Source organism: Adhaeribacter aquaticus DSM 16391 (assembly GCF_000473365.1).
Lineage (GTDB): Bacteria > Bacteroidota > Bacteroidia > Cytophagales > Hymenobacteraceae > Adhaeribacter > Adhaeribacter aquaticus.
In genome coordinates this window covers 395,484-413,804 of the sequence record NZ_KI421517.1, presented here as the reverse complement: position 1 = coordinate 413,804, position 18,321 = coordinate 395,484, and the positions used below count along the sequence as shown (strand labels likewise).

14 protein-coding genes and 1 riboswitch are annotated in these 18,321 nt (G+C 40.3%); of the genes, 12 read left to right on the top strand and 2 right to left on the bottom strand.

Annotation, left to right across the window (positions count from 1 at the left end; translation table 11 throughout):
* Positions 1-96: 96 nt before the first annotated feature.
* Complete coding sequence (gene metH / locus ADHAQ_RS0103765) at positions 97-3,798, bottom strand: methionine synthase (protein WP_034256558.1); 3,702 nt, start codon at positions 3,796-3,798, stop codon at positions 97-99.
* 87 nt (positions 3,799-3,885) lie between these two features.
* Positions 3,886-3,996: riboswitch (SAM riboswitch) on the bottom strand.
* Between the two features lie 239 nt (positions 3,997-4,235).
* On the opposite strand from metH, the gene ADHAQ_RS0103760 reads away from it, so the two are divergent.
* The 7 genes from ADHAQ_RS0103760 (at position 4,236) to phoU (ending at position 11,671) form a co-directional block, all read left to right on the top strand.
* Positions 4,236-5,216, top strand: a complete 981-nt coding sequence (locus tag ADHAQ_RS0103760) for a nucleoside hydrolase (protein ID WP_026461795.1) — start codon at positions 4,236-4,238, stop codon at positions 5,214-5,216.
* 445 nt (positions 5,217-5,661) lie between these two features.
* Entirely contained in the window at positions 5,662-6,969 is a 1,308-nt protein-coding gene (locus ADHAQ_RS0103750) for a porin (protein WP_084523724.1), read from the top strand.
* Between the two features lie 28 nt (positions 6,970-6,997).
* Complete coding sequence (locus ADHAQ_RS24435) at positions 6,998-7,903, top strand: phosphate ABC transporter substrate-binding protein (RefSeq protein WP_034256557.1); 906 nt, start codon at positions 6,998-7,000, stop codon at positions 7,901-7,903.
* Between the two features lie 23 nt (positions 7,904-7,926).
* Positions 7,927-9,132, top strand: coding sequence for a phosphate ABC transporter permease subunit PstC (pstC, locus tag ADHAQ_RS0103740; protein ID WP_026461793.1), 1,206 nt, complete (start codon positions 7,927-7,929; stop codon positions 9,130-9,132).
* A gap of 3 nt (positions 9,133-9,135) precedes the next feature.
* Entirely contained in the window at positions 9,136-10,020 is an 885-nt protein-coding gene (gene pstA, locus ADHAQ_RS0103735) for a phosphate ABC transporter permease PstA (RefSeq protein WP_034256555.1), read from the top strand.
* A gap of 150 nt (positions 10,021-10,170) precedes the next feature.
* A complete protein-coding gene (pstB, locus tag ADHAQ_RS0103730) occupies positions 10,171-10,923 on the top strand; it encodes a phosphate ABC transporter ATP-binding protein PstB (RefSeq protein ID WP_026461791.1) in 753 nt (250 codons plus the stop codon).
* Between the two features lie 73 nt (positions 10,924-10,996).
* Complete coding sequence (gene phoU, locus ADHAQ_RS0103725; protein WP_026461790.1) at positions 10,997-11,671, top strand: phosphate signaling complex protein PhoU; 675 nt, start codon at positions 10,997-10,999, stop codon at positions 11,669-11,671.
* Positions 11,672-11,741: 70 nt separating this feature from the next.
* On the opposite strand, the gene ADHAQ_RS0103720 is transcribed toward phoU, so the two are convergent.
* Entirely contained in the window at positions 11,742-13,172 is a 1,431-nt protein-coding gene (locus ADHAQ_RS0103720; protein ID WP_026461789.1) for a hypothetical protein, read from the bottom strand.
* Between the two features lie 205 nt (positions 13,173-13,377).
* Here ADHAQ_RS0103720 and ADHAQ_RS0103715 point away from each other — a divergent pair, with 205 nt between their 5' ends.
* The 5 genes from ADHAQ_RS0103715 (at position 13,378) to ADHAQ_RS0103695 (ending at position 18,258) form a co-directional block, all read left to right on the top strand.
* Positions 13,378-14,019: a heme exporter protein CcmB gene (locus tag ADHAQ_RS0103715; protein ID WP_034257096.1), complete on the top strand. Its 642-nt coding sequence runs from the start codon at positions 13,378-13,380 to the stop codon at positions 14,017-14,019.
* 42 nt (positions 14,020-14,061) lie between these two features.
* Complete coding sequence (ccsA, locus tag ADHAQ_RS0103710; RefSeq protein WP_026461787.1) at positions 14,062-14,727, top strand: cytochrome c biogenesis protein CcsA; 666 nt, start codon at positions 14,062-14,064, stop codon at positions 14,725-14,727.
* Positions 14,714-14,980, top strand: a complete 267-nt coding sequence (locus tag ADHAQ_RS0103705; RefSeq protein ID WP_051359693.1) for a CcmD family protein — start codon at positions 14,714-14,716, stop codon at positions 14,978-14,980. Before ccsA ends, ADHAQ_RS0103705 begins: the two co-directional genes overlap by 14 nt.
* A gap of 97 nt (positions 14,981-15,077) precedes the next feature.
* On the top strand, positions 15,078-15,503 hold the full coding sequence (locus ADHAQ_RS0103700; RefSeq protein ID WP_026461785.1) for a cytochrome c maturation protein CcmE domain-containing protein: 426 nt from the start codon (positions 15,078-15,080) through the stop codon (positions 15,501-15,503).
* Positions 15,504-15,651: 148 nt separating this feature from the next.
* Positions 15,652-18,258: a heme lyase CcmF/NrfE family subunit gene (locus ADHAQ_RS0103695; protein ID WP_034256553.1), complete on the top strand. Its 2,607-nt coding sequence runs from the start codon at positions 15,652-15,654 to the stop codon at positions 18,256-18,258.
* Positions 18,259-18,321 lie beyond the last annotated feature (63 nt).

Here is an 18,321-nt window from a genome sequence, read left to right as displayed (position 1 = left end):
GCGTTTTTAAATTTTGAATGCGTAAATTTTGAAGGAGCGAGTAGGAACAGAGTTTATTTTGCAAGCTACTCCTTTATTCAATCACTCATTCATACATTAATTATCGTATCCCAGGTTTGGCGCCAGCCAGCGTTCCACTTCGGTTATGGTCATGTTTTTTCGTTGGGCATAGCTTTTTACCTGGTCTTTGTTTATCTTACCTAAGCCAAAATAGCGGGCATGCTTGTTCGCAAAGTACATCCCCGAAACTGCGGCGGTTGGGAACATGGCCATGCTTTCGGTTAAGGTAATACCAGTATTCTTCTCCACATCCAGCAGCTGGAATAAAGTTGTTTTTTCGGTATGATCCGGGCAGGCTGGGTAGCCTGGTGCCGGGCGAATGCCCTGGTAATCTTCTTTGATTAATTGGTCATTAGAAAATTGTTCTTCCGGTGCGTAGCCCCAGAATTCCCGACGCACGCGTTCGTGCAACAATTCAGCAAATGCTTCAGCCAAACGGTCGGCCAGGGCTTTCACCATAATGCTGCTGTAGTCGTCGTGTTCAGCTTCAAACTTCTGCACAATCTCGTCGATGCCAATGCCGGCGGTTACGGCAAAGCCGCCGATATAATCTTGTATACCGCTTTCTTTGGGGGCTACAAAATCAGCTAATGAAATATTTGGAACACCATTGCCTTTTTGACCTTGCTGGCGTAAATTCCGGAAAGTAGCCAATATTTCAGTGCGCTCTTTGTTGTACACTTCAATATCATCGGAATTAACCGTATTAGCCGGATACAAGCCAACTACCGCCCGGGCTTTCAGCCATTTCTCTTTCACTATTTTCTTCAGCATAGCCTGCGCATCGTTCATTAAGCGCGTGGCTTCGGCTCCAACAACTTCGTCGGTTAAAATTTTAGGGTATTTCCCGTGCAACTCCCAAGCCTGGAAAAATGGGGTCCAGTCTATGTAGTTAACAATTTCGCTTAGCGGGTATTCTTCAAAAACTTTGGTGCCGATATATTTTGGTGTGTAAACCAATTCCGGCGTCCAGTCTATCTTGAACATGTTTTCGCGGGCAGCTTCTATTGTTAAATAATTGCGGTCTTTTTTGCGGTTGGCATAGCTCTCGCGCAAAATTTCATATTCGGCTTTAATTTTCTTAGCGTATTCAGCTTTTTGCTCGGGCTGTAGTAGGCTACCTACCACCGGCACACTGCGCGACGCATCCAGAACGTGCACGACCGGGCCGCTGTAGTTCTGATCTATTTTTACGGCTGTATGGGCTTTAGACGTAGTAGCACCGCCAATTAATAATGGCACATTAAATTTAAGACGTTCCATTTCTTTGGCTACGTGCACCATTTCATCCAGCGATGGAGTAATTAAACCACTTAGGCCAATAACATCCGCGCCAATTTCTAATGCCGTTTGCAGGATCTTTTCGGTGGGCACCATTACACCCAGGTCTACAATTTCGTAGTTGTTGCAGGCTAGTACTACGCCCACAATATTTTTTCCGATATCGTGTACATCGCCTTTAACAGTGGCTAATAACACTTTGCCCGCATTTCTGCTTTCGTCGCCGGGCTGTTTTTCAGCTTCAATGTAAGGTAATAAATAAGCCACCGCTTTTTTCATTACGCGGGCGCTCTTTACTACCTGTGGTAAGAACATTTTACCTTCTCCAAACAAATCACCCACTACGTTCATGCCGGTCATTAACGGACCTTCAATTACGTGTAGCGGGCGTTCGGCTTGCTGACGGGCTTCTTCAATATCAATATCTATGTAGTCGGTAATGCCTTTTACCAAAGAGTGGGTGAGGCGTTCCTGAACCGGCGCATTCCGCCAGGCTTCGTCTTTTACTACTACTTTACCTTTATTTTTTACCTGTTCGGCAAACTCCAGCATCCTTTCGGTAGCATCCGGGCGGCGGTTTAGCAGTACATCTTCTACGCGCTCTAACAGGTCTTTGGGAATTTCTTCATATACCTCAATCTGACCAGCATTTACAATACCCATATCTAAACCAGCTTTAATGGCGTGGTACAGGAAAGCGGTATGCATGGCCTCACGCACGGTATCATTGCCTCTAAAAGAGAAAGAAATGTTACTTACCCCACCACTTACTTTTACGCCCGGTAGGTTTTCTTTTATCCAGCGGGTAGCATTAATAAAATCTACAGCGTAGTTATTGTGCTCCTCAATACCGGTAGCAACCGTTAAAATATTCGGGTCAAAAATGATGTCTTCGGGTGCAAAGCCTACTTCTTTAGTTAATATGTTGTAAGCACGTTCACATATTTGGATCCGACGTTCGTAGTTATCGGCCTGGCCTTGTTCATCGAAAGCCATTACCACTACCGCAGCACCGTAGCTGCGCACTTTACGGGCTACTTCTTTAAATTTTTCTTCGCCTTCTTTTAAGCTGATGGAGTTAACAATACATTTACCCTGCACACATTTCAATCCGGCTTCAATCACGCTCCATTTGGAAGAGTCAATCATCACGGGTACCCGCGAAATATCGGGTTCCGAAGCAATCAGGTTCAGGAAGTGCGTCATGGCTTTCTCTGAATCTAACATGCCTTCGTCCATGTTGATATCAATAATCTGCGCACCGTTTTCTACCTGCTCGCGGGCAATGGAAAGGGCTTCGTCGTAATTATCGTTCAGGATTAAACGGGCGAATTTCTTAGAACCGGTTACGTTAGTACGTTCGCCGATATTTATAAAAGTAGAACCTTCGAAAATGGTTAAAGGCTCCAGGCCGCTGTATTTAGGTACGGCGGGTAATTGTGGTTTCTGACGCGGGGAATACTCGGCCGCAATACGGGCAATTTCTTTTATGTGTGGCGGCGTAGTGCCGCAACAACCACCTACAATATTTACAAAGTTATGCTCCAGGAAATCGCGGATATGCTCGCCCATCTGTTGTGGGCTTTCATCGTATTCGCCAAAAGCATTTGGCAAGCCAGCATTAGGGTAGGCACTCACATAAAACTTAGCTGATTTAGATAAGGTTTGAATATGAGGCCGTAGCTGCTTGGCCCCCAATGCACAATTCAAGCCTACACTTAATAAAGGCAAATGCGAAATGGAATATAAGAAGGCTTCTACTGTTTGGCCCGATAAGGTCCGGCCACTGGCATCGGTAATAGTACCCGAAACCATTATAGGTAAGCGTTTGCCGGTGCGCTGCGAGTACTGGTCGATGGCAAATAGAGCGGCTTTGGCGTTAAGCGTATCAAAAATGGTTTCTACCAATAAAGCATCCACGCCACCATCTACCAGCCCTTCAATCTGCTCGGTATAAGCAATAACTAAATCATCATAAGTTATAGCCCGGTAAGCCGGGTTATTTACATCCGGCGACATGGAGGCGGTGCGGTTGGTTGGGCCAATAGCACCAGCAACAAAGCGTGGCTTATGCGGTTCGCGGGCCGTAAATTCATCAGCGGCTTCGCGGGCTAATCTGGCTGATTCGTAATTGAGTTCATAGGCCAGGCTTTCCATGCCATAATCCGCCATACCAATAGTAGTGGCACTAAAGGTGTTGGTTTCGGCAATATCAGCGCCCGCTTCAAAATATTGGCAGTGAATTTCTTTTATAATATGGGGCTGCGTAAGCGAAAGTAAATCATTATTACCTTTTAAATCGGATGGGTAATCTTTAAAGCGCTCGCCCCGGTAATCGGCCTCTTCCAGCTTATACTGCTGAATCATGGTGCCCATGGCGCCATCTAATACCAGAATGCGCTTCTTAATCTCTTCTTCAATTGGCGTAATTGCCGCTTCAGTTTGTACAGTAGTCATGTATCAAGCAAAATAATAGCCTCTTTAAAAGCCAGTTTTGCTTATCAAGAATGTTTAGGTGAGGTTTCGGATTCAGAAAATCAGTTTATCTCATCTTCCCCACGGCCGTGTACCGCTTAAGGGATGGAAGTAGCACCCTGCTTGCCAGGGTTGCTAAGACATCAATGGGCCATATCCCTCCGTCTTTCTTGATAAGTTTAGCAAAGGTAATAAGATAGTTTTTAATCTGCAAATAGCATGCTCCAGGGTAAATAAGTGACAATATTTGACTTATTTCTTTTCTTTAAGACCTAAATAAAATAGTTTCTCCATAAATTTTTTATCGACCAGTTAGGGTTATCCATTTTCCCAAAAGGTAAGGCTGCCAAAATCCTTTTGTAAAGAAGTATAAGATTCCCTATTATTAACTTTTCTAAATCTAACAAAAAGGGTCCCTTATGAAACTCAGCATACTCTGCCTTTCTATTATTTTGTGTTTTACAAACCAGCTGGTGTTAGCTCAAACCAAAACTGCTACTAATGCAGCTGCAAAGAAGAAGGTAATTTTTGATTGTGATTTAGGAGATGATATTGATGATGCTTATGCTTTGGCCTTATTATTAGCTAGTCAGGAGGAAATAGAAATATTGGGTATTACTACAGCCTATGGCAGAACAAGGGATCGGGCCGAATTAGCCTGTAAAATGCTATATGAAACTGGTCAAGAAAAAATTCCGGTGGCAGTAGGGAGGGCCACAGATGATCCTTGGGGAAAGCCGGCCCCTTATTCTGAGCAATATTATTATGCTAAAGGATTTAATAAAGTGAAGCCCATTAAACAAAATGCTGTTGATTTTATAATAGAGAACCTTCGTAAATATCCGAATCAGGTAACTATTATTACAGTAGGGCCGGTGCAGAACATGCAGGACGTGCTTAAAAAAGATCCGGGAGCACTAAAACTGGCTAAAGATATTTATGCTATGTTTGGCTCCTTTTACATTGGGTATAATGGTAGTCCTAAAATTGATAAAGAATGGAATGTGCGGGTAGATATTCCGGCTTCTAAAGCATATACTTCGGCAGGCGTGCCTATTGTTTATGCCGGATTAGATGTAACCACCTTTGTAAAATGGGATGAGGCCAGGCAGAAGCAAATACTATTACGGCAGTCTCCGCTTACTAATGCTTTAGTTGGCTTAAAGACACTTTGGGGGTATGAAAAAACGCCAACATTATTTGATGCGGTGGCCGTTGGCATGGTTCTTTGGCCCGATTTATTTACTACGAAGCCAGCTTTTATGTATGTAGATGATGAAGGTTATACCATAGTTGATGCGGGTAAGGCTCCTAACAGCCAAATAGGGGTGTCCATTAAAACAGACGAATTTTTAAAGCGGTTAATGCAGGTATATATGCATCAGAACCTGGGGCGGTAAGGTTCTATGGCCCTGATTATAGTAGTAGCTTATATATACCTTCATAATATTTGCTTTCCAAGCAGGTAGCTTAAGTGAATTATTCAATTTTGCCTATGCTTTTTTGAGTTAATGTATAATTAAATTTTTATTTGTTGGTTTTTGTAAGGCTATCATAAAAATGTTATCAGCTAACTCTGCCAGAAAAAAGGAAAAGATTATTTGGGGTTTTGTAAAAGTATAAAAGGTTAACAATTTGTTAACATTGGGGCAACATGGCGTAATATTCAGATAATATTAAGGAGGTAGTTTTGCAGCGTGAAATTATTAGGAGAGACTAACTAATAATTTTTCAAAGTTGCCAGGAGTAAAATATCGGGTAGCTGTTTAAAAAAATGGGGTGATTCTGACTAAATCAGCCTGTTAGCGTAAAACTAAACTTTAATATTAACCTTAAAATTCGTTTATGTTCTCACCCATAAACAGAGTTTTTGGAAAATCTATTTTCCGGAAATTATGTGTAGTTTGTGTATTCCTGCTTTCAGGAGAAGTCGCTTTTTCTCAGATTGATACAACAGCTACAAACAAAACTACGGCCACGGTGCCAAAACCTATTGCCGATACTAAGCCGGAAGCGGTGAAAAAGTCTGCCCACTGGTACGATAAAATTTCATTAAGAGGTTACGTGCAATTACGTTATAACCGCCTGCTGGAAACTAATCCGAGTTTAAGAACTGATTATGACCGATCGGTTGGTGAAAATGGCGGTTTTCTTATTCGTCGGGCACGGTTAGTATTCAGCGGAAATGTTCATGACCGCGTATATATTTATATTCAACCAGATTTGGCTTCTACACCAACAGGAAGCTCCTTGATTCACTTTGCCCAGATTCGGGATGCCTACTTTGATTTGTCTTTAGATAAAGCGAAAGAATTCAGGTTTAGAGTGGGACAAAGTAAGGTGCCTTATGGATTCGAAAACATGCAATCTAGTCAGAATCGTTTAACATTAGATCGGAATGATGCATTAAATAGCGCTGTACCTAATGAGCGGGATCTAGGCGTGTTTTTCTACTGGGCACCAGCTAAAATCAGGGCCCGGTTTAGCGAGTTAATAGCTAAAGGATTGAAAGGCAGTGGTGACTACGGCGTATTTGGTGTAGGGGCATACAACGGCCAAACTACCAATAAGCAAGAAGCAAATAATAATCAACACGTCGTAACCCGCTTCTCTTACCCGATTGCCTTGCCTAACGGACAAATAATTGAACCAGGCATACAAGCCTATACCGGGAAATACACCGTTACGGCCGACCAATTAACAGCTGCTTCCAGAGAGCTGACCGGAATAAAAGGTGGAACTTTTGATGACAGAAGAATTGCAGGAAGCTTAGTTGTTTATCCGCAACCGCTCGGGTTTCAGGCTGAATATAACGTAGGGCAAGGTCCTCAGTTTGATGCTGCCACCAGGACCATTCAAGTAAAATCTTTAAAAGGCGGGTATGCCCAGGCTATGTATAATTTAAAAGTAAAAGGACATACGCTGATACCATTTGTAAAAGCCCAATATTACGAAGGCGGGAAGAAAAGCGAATTAGATGCCCGCTACAGCAAGGTTTATGAAACAGAAATTGGGGTAGAGTGGCAGCCAATACCAGCATTTGAGTTAGTAACTCAGTATACTATTTCTGACAGAACTACAAGTGACGGCAAAGCAGTAAATAACAGACAGTTTGGTAATTTGTTGCGCATTCAGGCTCAATTTAACTTCTAAGCCTTACTGAAAATACTTTTAAATACCTATGAAAATTAACAAAGTGAATTCATTCAAAACACAATTAGCAGGATTATTTCTTTCCGTTTTTCTTTTGGGAGCCTGTGGCCAAAGTGGAGATGGTAAAAAAGAAAATACCGAAGCTGATAAATCAGGGGCAGCCAGTGGCGCTACCATGACTTTAAAAGGCAGCGATACCGTTTTGCCATTAGCGCAGCAGGAAGCTGAAAAATTCATGGCTAAAAATTCTGGTGCTTCTATAACCGTAGTGGGTGGTGGTACTGGTGTAGGCCTTTCAGCATTAGAAGAAGGAACTACCGATATAGCTATGGCTTCCCGGGAAATGAAAACCGGCGAAAAACTAAAATTACAGGGAGCAAAAAAAGATATCAAAGAAACGCTTATTGCTTATGATGCTTTATCGGTGATCGTAAACCCGGGTAATAAAGTAAGCCAACTAACGCGTGAACAAATAGAAAGCATTTTTACCGGAAAAGTTTCTAACTGGAAAGAAGTAGGTGGGTCTGATGAAAAAATTGTAGCTTACTCCCGCGAAACAAGCTCTGGAACATATGAGTTTTTTAAAGAACATGTTTTAGATAAAAAGAATTATGCCCAGGGTATTTTAATGATGCCGGCTACTGGTTCTATTGTGCAATCTGTTAGCCAGACAAAAGGAGCCATTGGTTATATTGGCTTAGCGTATCAAACCAAAGAAGTTAAATCTTTAGCAGTTTCTTACGACCAGGGCAAAACTTTTGTAGCGCCAAGTGTAGAAGCCGCAAAAAATAAAACATACCCGGTGTCCCGGCCTTTGTATTTCTTTTATGATGCTTCTGTAGAAGGAAAAGTAAAACCATTTATTGACTTTATAACTTCTGATGAAGGTCAGAAAATTGTGCTGGAAACAGGTTATGTTCCGGTAAGTAAATAACTCAGCTTTTAAAAATCATATCCTTGAAACGGTACTTCCATAACTTTGGTGAGCGCGTAATAGAAGGAGTTCTAACGATTAGTGGTACAGTTACCAGTTTAACTGTGCTTCTAATCGTTTTCTTTTTATTTAAAGAAGGGTTAGGCATTTTTAACCAGTCACCAGTTGCCGAAGGTTCAGCTATTGTGGTTAATAACCAGAATCCGGTAAAAGAACTTTCAGCGAAAGAATTAAAAGAAATTTTTGATCAGAATATCACCAATTGGAAACAAGTAGGTGGTCAGGATGCTCCCATAAAGTTATTTCGCATTGACGATATAACCGACTACTACACCGAAGAGCAAATTGGAAAGGACTTTGAATATTTGCCGCAACGGCTTAGTGAAGTAGTAGCCAAAGAGCCAACTATAGTAGCTTTTTTCCCTGAGCAGTATTTGGCTAAGGATTTCCAAGGCCACAGAATAAATCTGGAGAATATTTCTGTTTCGGAATTTTTAGGTGGCACTGAATGGTACCCCACCATTCAGCCAGCGGTGCAAATGGGGGTGCTGCCTTTAATATTAGGTACTCTTTGGGTAAGTTTAGGAGCCATCTTAATAGCCTTGCCGTTAGGTTTGGCCACCTCTATTTACTTAGCCGAAATTGCTGACAAAAGAGTTCGGAACCTTTTGAAACCGGTTATTGAATTACTGGCGGGAATTCCGTCGGTGGTTTACGGATTCTTTGGTTTAGTAGTAATTGTGCCGCTTATTCAGGATTTATTTGGCTTACCCGTTGGCGAAACAGCTTTAGCCGGAAGTATTATTCTGGGCATTATGGCTTTACCTACCATTATTTCAGTTTCGGAGGATGCCATGCGGACCACGCCACGGGCTATGAAAGAAGCAAGTCTGGCCCTGGGAGCTACCAAATGGCAAACTATTTATAAGGTAGTTGTTCCTTATTCTATGTCTGGTATTTCAACAGCCGCAATATTAGGTATTGGTCGGGCGATTGGCGAAACCATGGCCGTGCTTATGGTAACAGGTAATGCCTCCGTTATTCCGCATACCTTTCTGGCACCGGTACGTACTATACCGGCTACTATTGCGGCAGAATTGGGAGAAGCTCCGCAGGGTGGCATGCATTACCAGGCTTTATTTGCCTTGGGCTGTATCTTATTTCTAATGACCCTTATTATCAACCTTTCTGTTGATTTTGTTTCAGCAAAAAGAAAAGCAAACCGGTAAGTCATGAGCTTTAGTCAAAATCAAAGTATAAATAATTCCAAGCGGCTAGCTCAAAGCGTTGCATTTACAATTTTTAAGCTGCTTAGTTTTTTGGTAGTAGCTATTCTTATTGTTATTCTGGGCTTTATTCTGGTAAATGGTGCGTCGGTAATCAGTTGGGAATTTTTAACCGAAATGCCCAAAGAAGGCATGACGGCAGGCGGTATTTTCCCGGCCATTGTAGGTACTTTGTGTTTGGTAGCAGGCAGTATGCTGTTTGCTTTTCCAATAGGAGTACTATCAGGAATTTATATTAATGAATACTCCAAAGATGGCTGGTTTAAGCGTTTTATTAAACTTATGACCAATAACCTGGCAGGTATACCATCCATCGTTTTCGGTTTATTCGGTATGGCCTTATTTGTAAACCGTTTTGGTTTTGGGGATTCCATTCTGGCGGGTTCCTTAACTTTAGGTTTGCTGGCGCTACCTGTTGTAATCCGGACAACCGAGGAGTCTTTGAAAGCCATAGATAAATCTTTTAGAATTGGTAGTTTAGCCTTAGGTGCCACCAAATGGCAAACAACCAGCCGGGTAGTGTTGCCCATGGCTTTTCCCAACATTATAACGGGCTTAATTTTATCAGTCGGACGGGTTTCCGGAGAAACAGCTCCTATCTTATTTACTGTGGCGGCGTATTTCTTGCCAAAATTGCCAACCAGTATTTTTGATCAGGTAATGGCCTTGCCGTATCACTTGTATGTAATTTCCACGAGTGGGACCAATATTGAGGCATCCAGATCTATGGCCTATGGAACGGCATTTATTTTAATTCTGATTGTATTAATAGTAAACCTATTAGCAAACTGGCTTCGCCGCTACTTTAGCAAAAAAGTAAAAATGCAATAAATTTAAGTAGTAAAATGGTATCTTATATGCTGGCAGAAGTAAGGTGCTACTAACGTAATAAATAAGTATTAGAAGTTAACTAGTTTATAAGTTGCAGTTTATGTAGTACTAACTGCTAAAAGCTTAAGCTTTAATATTGAATATATCTAAATGAATAGTATAGAAACCAAAGACGTTCACTTGTATTATGGTGATTTTCATGCCCTGAAAGGTATTTCCATGGCTATGAAGAAAAACCAAGTAACGGCTTTTATTGGTCCTTCCGGTTGTGGTAAATCTACTTATCTGCGGTGTTTTAACCGGATGAATGACCTGATTGATGGCGTTCGCATCGAAGGAGAAATTCTGATTGATGAAGTAGATATCAATAACAAAAATATTTTGGTGGATGACCTTCGCAAACACGTCGGAATGGTATTTCAGAAGCCAAATCCATTTCCCAAATCTATTTTCGAAAATGTAGCCTACGGTCTGCGGGTAAATGGCACCAAGGATAAAACGCTTATTGAAGAGCGGGTAGAAAAATCGTTACGGCAGGCAGCACTTTGGGAGGAAGTAAAGGACAAACTCAAGAAATCGGCTTTTGAATTATCAGGAGGTCAGCAACAACGTCTTTGTATTGCCCGCGCGTTAGCCATTGAACCGTCTGTATTATTAATGGACGAACCAGCTTCTGCCTTGGATCCTATTTCAACGGCTAAGATAGAGGAGCTAATTTATGAGTTAAAAGAAAATTACACCATTGTAATTGTAACGCATAACATGCAACAGGCCGGTAGAGTTAGCGATTCCACAGCCTTCTTTTATTTAGGGGAGCTGGTAGAATATGCCAAAACCAAGACCTTATTTACAAGCCCTAAAGACCAGCGTACACAAAACTATATTACCGGCCGTTTCGGGTAATTTGGTCAGTTTTAGGTATTTTTAACGTTAGCTTTCCAATTTTTTGCCCAGTTTTCAGATTTGAATCACCTTTATGAACCAATTAGAAAAAGAGCTTTCCCGCATTAAAGATAAAGTAAACGAGATGTGGAGTTTAGTTGAGTTTCAGGTACTCAGCGGAAAAGATGCTCTGATAAATGCTGATAAAGAATTAGCTAAGAAAATAATTAAAAGAGGTAAAAAAGTAAATGCCTTCGATGTAAAGATAGATCGAATGTGCGAAAACTTGTTTGCTTTATTTAATCCGGTGGCGGTTGATTTGCGCCTGGTGTTAGCTGTGTTAAAGATAAACGCTAACCTGGAAAGAATTGGCGATTCGGCAGAGGGTGTTGCCCGGTTAATACAAGAAGCCGGACCTTTAGAAAATGATTTGCTGGAAGCTACGCGGGTAATTGAAATGTACGATGGAGCGGTAAGTATGCTGGTCGATGTGCAGAAAGCCTTCAATGAAGAAAGCTCGGAATTGGCCCATGAGCTGATTAAAAAAGATAAACTGTTAAATAAGATTCACCGGAAAACAGATAAAGTGCTGGTAGATTATATTCAGACCCATCCGGATAATATAGCCCAAAGTTTGAAGGTATCTGGTATAATTAGGAAACTAGAACGAATTGGTGATCAGATAACCAATATAGCGGAGGAAATAGTTTTTTATGTGGATGCCAAAGTGGTTAAACATCAACAGAAAGTCAAAAAGCGGAAGGAGTAGCAGAAAACTGATTTCTAAACAAAAAAGCCGGAGTTTATAAACTCTGGCTTTTTTGTTTGACGGGTTGTTATCATAACGTATTGTTTGCCACATTATTAAAAGGCGAAAATTGATTTCGCCTATCCCGCTCGTTTTCCAGCGCATGCCCGATATGAAATACCTGCACCATATTTAATAAAAGTTGTTGTTGCGCTGCGGAGCATTCTGGTGAAAAATAAACGTAATAAGGTAGCTTTTTTCTTTCTTTCCGAAGGTATTTCTTGGAGGCTGCGGCGTGTGTTATAACCCCAAGCACTTGTCCATCCCATTTTATTTCTACAGCATTAAGAGCATACGGATTTGTGCTAATAGAAAAGGGTTTGCCTTCTAAAGTGCCGTTTAAATTAGCCCAAGGGTGGTAAATCCGGCTTAGCGAACGCGCATAATTCATGGCAGATTTAGCCATAAAATCATTTACTTCAAATTTAAAATTTCCAATAACTTGATGTTGCTCATTCCTTAATTTAAACTGTAAGGCATTGCGCCCGTTTAACCGGCCTAAAGTAAGATTATCTACCTGAGAGCTATGTAAAAAATAGGTTTGTTTCTCTTCCGGAGAAGATTGTGCGGAAAGTACATAATTCTTGTTAAATCGGGAGGTATAAAAATATTTGGGTACACCTAATTTAAGATCAACGTCAGTTATCCTACGATCCTGAAAACCTAAAAGCAAAGCCCGATTATCATGTTGCCGTACAACGGGTATAGGTTTAAATTTTACTAAAGTAAAAATATTAAACAGTCTGCTTGTGGAGTTGGTCTCGCCATAATCATTTCGAACTATTAACCGGTAGGAGGTGGCATCTTGCATAAAAGAGGCATAGTCCGTAAATGGCTGGCGGCTTACGGTAAGGGTTTTTACCTTTTTCTCCTTATTGAAGGCCGAAGCAATACTTTCAGCAAACGCTTCTATAAGTTTATCTTCGGTTAAGGGAAAACTTTCATATACAGTGGCTTCAGTGGCATTAAACTGGCTTTCCGTAAACGGAATGGCCGGTATCATGACCTTTATTTTTCCTGTATTTTTCTCCAGTTTATGTTTGGCTTTATCACGAGCTTTCACCTTGGCGACTAATATAAAGTTGTCATTTTTGCCTTTCCAGAAATCGTTAATATCTAGGGCTATGTCTAAAAATATATCATATTTTTGCCGGTCCAGCTGGCGCTTGGCTAATAACATATTTTGATGGTCATTAATCAAGGTGGATGGATGTTTATCTCGACCCCGGTCGGTAAAAAGTATTTTTTTATCTGTTAAGTAGTAAATGGTCCCCGAACCAAAATGGTTTTGGATTTTCTGTTCCAGAATATTTAAAAACTTGTTTTCATTTTCCTGCTTTAAGAACGGATTAGCGGCTACTTCATCATAATTATTAGTAATTCGGATAGATTGAATCAGAATTTTTTGTTGGGCAAAGGCCGAAAAAGAAAACAACAGGAATAGTATAGTAAAGAATCGCATATAGTTTAATTTTAATGCTTTATTTTCTTGCTAAAACTATGCCAATATTAAGTTCTATCTATATAGAGCAATTATTTGAATAAGAAGTTTACCCTTGAAAGCACCTGAGATTATAACATAGATTTTATTTATTACCATTCTATTTTTTTCTGTTGTAACTTTGCGGCAAAATAATAAAGTGCTGCTGCGAGAAGTTCTATACCTGATGCAAAAGGATTTTGTGCTCGAATGGAGGCAAAAATATGCTTTCAATGGCATGCTGTTGTATGTAAGCAGTACGGTATTTATTTGTTACCTTAGTTTTGGCTTACGGGGTGGTACGTTAGGTGTGCCGGTTTGGAATGCCCTCTTCTGGATTATTCTTCTCTTTACATCAGTTAATGCCATAGCCAAAAGCTTCACTCAGGAAAGTAAAGGGCGCTTACTATACCTTTATTCTTTGGTAAGTCCGCAAGGAGTTATTTTAGCTAAAATAGCCTATAATACTTGCCTGATGCTGATTTTGGCTTTAATGTGTTATTTATTCTACACCATTGTTATTGGAAACCCGGTTCAGGATGATTATTTATTCTTAGCTACTATTTTGCTGGGTGCTATTGGGTTCTCTACCAGTTTAACTATGGTATCGGGCATTGCGGCCAAAGCCTCAAATAGTGGTACCTTGATGGCCATTTTAGGTTTTCCCATCATTATTCCCATGTTGTTGATGCTGATGAAAATGTCGAAGAATGCAATAGATGGCCTGGATCGGTCGGCAAGTTTGGATGAATTAATTACTTTATTAGCTATAAATGCCATAGTGGTTACAATTTCTTTTATTTTGTATCCTTACTTATGGCGTAATTAGTTAATTTTAAATTATTTATAGTTTTTATAGTTGTATATATAAATGAAAAACGCCTGGTGGAAAATATTAACTGTAGTATTACTGCTATACGTGTTAATAGCTGGTTTCCTGAACGAAGTCCCGCATTTGCCTATACTCAATGAGAGTATCCGCAATACTTATTTTCACGTGCCCATGTGGTTTGGGATGATTATATTATTGGGTGTTTCAGTAGTTTACGCCATTAAATATTTAAGAACTCCCACTTTGCGAAATGATATCATTTCTATGGAAGCAGCCCAGATTGGTTTGCTTTTTGGCGTACTAGGAATGATAACAGGTATGGGATGGGCCCGGATAACCTGGGGTGAATACTGGAGCAATGATCCGAAGCAAAATGCTTCAGCAATTGGCCTACTTATGTATTTTGCTTATTTCGTACTGCGCGGTTCCTTTGTAGATCACCAGCAGCGTGCCCGCATAAGTGCGGTGTATAATATTTTTGCTTACGCGGCTTTAATCCCTTTATTGTTTATTCTGCCTCGCCTGACTGATTCTTTACATCCTGGTAATGGCGGCAATCCGGGTTTTGGTACTTACGACATGGATAGTAATATGCGCAAAGTATTTTATCCGGCAGTAATAGGCTGGACCTTGCTGGGCATTTGGATATTAAATGTTAAATCTAGATTCGAAATTCTGAGACAAAAATTATATGAAAATGTTTAAGAAGTGGGCATTATTGGTTTGCCTTTTGCTTAGTTTATTAGTGGCCAATGTAAGTGTGGCCCAGTCTGAAAGCACTGTTATGGTAGAAGCAAATGCCGGAGCTCAGGAAGTGGAAATGGCAGATAAGTTGCGCAGTGATGGTAAAATTTACGTGGTTGTAGGGTGTGTATTGGTAGTTTTGGTGGGTATGATTATTTATTTAGTAGCAATAGATAAAAAAATTTCCCGGCTGGAAAAGCAATACAAAAGCTAATAAACACAATAAAGCCTGTAAATTATTTCAGTTTATTGGATTTTAATTATCTTTTTTCTTGTTAAAAGGAAGCAAATTCATTTGAATAAAAGTTAAAATGAAAAAAACACATATAATCGGAATCGCCATTATTGCCATGGCAATAGCTATTATAGTTTCTACGGCAGGCGATGCCAGTTCTTATGTTTCTTTTAAAGAAGCGCGCGAATTGGCTTCTGAAGGAAATAATAATGCGGTGCACGTGGTTGGGCGACTGAAGAAAGACCCAAACAATCATATTTTGGGGATGAAATACGATCCGTTGCTGGACCCGAACTACTTTACCTTTACCTTGGTTGATACCAATAGAATAGAGCAACAGGTGGTTTATTTTAAACCGAAACCCCAGGATTTTGAACGGTCGGAGCAGGTAGTAATTATTGGCAAAATGAATAGAGATATTTTCGTAGCTGATAAAATATTGCTGAAGTGCCCGTCTAAATACGTGGAGAACGAAATAAAAGCCGAAACCGCCGGATTATAAAATTAATAGTTTTAAGTAATAGGTGGTAAGTTTTGCTGCTAGTTACTTAAAAGGAAATTTAAATTTAATTGAAGTTAAAAGTTGCAAAAAGTATCAAAGTAGTAATGTCAACTTATAACTTTAAACTTACCACTTAAAAATAAAAGAAGTGATAAATACATTTATTGGTGACCTGGGGCACTTTTGCGTTATACTGGCTTTTGTAGCGGCCATTGTTTCGGCACTTTCTTATTTTATGGCAACCCTGAAGCAGCCGCTGGGTATGGTTGATGCTAACTGGCAAAGATTAGGCCGGGGAGCATTTTTTGTACATACTTTAGCGGTAATGGGTATTATAGCAGCTTTGTTTACCATTATTTATACCCACCGCTACGAATATTATTACGCCTGGAGTCATTCTTCTAACTACCTGCCTACTCACTTTATGATTTCCTGCTTTTGGGAAGGTCAGGAAGGGAGTTTCTTGTTGTGGATTTTCTGGCATACCTTATTAGGACTGGCTATTATCAAATTTAACAAAAAGTGGGAAGCGCCTACAATGGCTGTTTTCGCTTTTGTGCAAATATTCCTGGCTTCCATGATTTTGGGAATAGTTGTAGGAGACCTGAAAATTGGTTCTTCTCCCTTTATCCTGTTGCGTGACTTTATGCCGGATGCTCCGGTATTTAAGCTTAATCCTAATTATATCCCTAGCGATGGCACTGGCTTGAATCCTTTGTTACAGAACTATTGGATGGTTATTCACCCGCCAACCTTATTCTTAGGTTTTGCCATTACATTAGTGCCTTTTGCTTTTGCCATTGCTGGTTTATGGAAAAATGAATTTAAGGAGTGGATAAAGCCAGCCTTACCCTGGGCTTTGTTTGGAGGTGTGGTTTTAGGCGTTGGTATAATGATGGGAGCCTACTGGGCTTATGAAACCCTTAACTTTGGCGGTTACTGGAACTGGGACCCGGTAGAAAACGCGGTGTATATTCCGTGGTTGGTATTGGTGGCTGGTATCCATACTATGGTTATCTATAAGCGTAGTAAATCTGCTTTACATACCACTTTTATATTAGTAATAACTACTTTTCTGTTAGTTTTATATGCTACCTTCTTAACCAGAAGCGGTATTTTAGGCAACGCCTCTGTTCACTCTTTTACAGACTTAGGTTTATCGGGTCAGTTATTTTCGTACCTGGCAGCCTTTGTGGTATTAGCAATTGTGCTTTTAATCTGGCGCTGGAAGGCTATTCCTGCTACCCAAAAAGAACTTACTACTTATAACAGTGAGTTCTGGGTTTTTATAGGGGCAGCAGTTTTATGTTTAGGGGCTTTCCAGGTGTTAGTTACTACATCCATTCCGGTATATAATGCTTTCATGGGCTTTATCGGTATCAAAACTAATCTGGCCCTGCCAGCTGATCAGATTGCGCACTACACTAAATTCCAGCTTTGGATGGGAGTAGCTATTGCCATATTATCTGGTTTTGCGCAATTAATGTGGTGGCAAAAAAACGATAAGGAAAAATTAGCGAATGCTTTAGCCGTACCACTTATTTTAACCTTGCTGTTTGTAAGTCTGATATTAGTATTAGGTAAAATGGGCATAGGACCTAAAATTGATAATCCAATTTACATTATTTTATTGGTGGCCTCGTTCTTTGCGGTAATAGCTAATCTAGGTATGATATTTACCTTAGTGAAACGGAAAGCTGTACTAACAGGTGGAGCTGTTGCGCACATAGGTATTGCCTTAATGCTTATTGGAATACTTTACTCTTCCGGCTATTCCAGTATTGTTTCCATGAACACGTCTGGATTGCTTTATTCCCGCGAGTTCCCAGAAGACATTAACCGTGACAACGTACTGCTTTTCCGTAACGATGATGCGGATATGGGTAAATATAAGCTTACCTACAAAGGCAAGTTTTTAGAAGTGAAAGATTTTCCGGAGTATGTTAACCGGGAATTGTTGTTCCGGTTAGAAGATGAGCACCGGGCTTTGGCACGTACTGATTTAAAATATAAAGATAAATTGTATTTTAAAACCGGCGACACAGTAGGTATCTATCCTGAGAATACTTACTACCAAGTACAATACCTGGAAAAAGAATCTGGTAAAACATTTGAATTGTATCCTCGGGCCCAAGTAAACCGGGAAATGGGTTTTATTGCTTCTCCTTCTATAAAGAATGGTTTAACATCTGATTTATATACCCACGTTTCGGCAGTTGGAAATGAAGAGGAGCGGGAGTGGAGCGAACTGAAAGAGTTTGATTTAGCCATAGGCGATACCTTATTTCTGAACGATTATTTTGCCGTGTTGAAAGGCATTGAACCAACCCGTAAAATAGAAGGTGTACAGTTAGGAGAAACTGATGTAGCTGTACAAGCTGACCTGAAAATTTATGGTGAGAATAATAAGGAGTACCACGGGCACCCAATCTTTGTAATAAAAGATAGTATGGTTGGTCGTATTCCGGATGAGATAGAAGATTTAGGTTTACGCCTTACTTTTATGAACATTGATACAAAAGCTAACCGCTTCAAAATAGGCGTAAACACAACGCAAAAAGATTATATTATTCTGAAGGCGATGGAGAAACCCTTTATTAATGTTCTTTGGATAGGAACCATCTTAATGAGTATCGGATTTGTGATGGCTATTGTTCGTCGGTATAAAGAAGGTAGCTCCGTTACGGATGCTGCTCCGGATAAAGGTTCAGCCAAACAACGGGCAACCCGATCTAAACAAGTAGCAAACGTATAACCTACATTTGAAATTACTTTAAGCTCCCTCCTGCAAGGGAGCTTTTTGTTTTAGTAAATATTT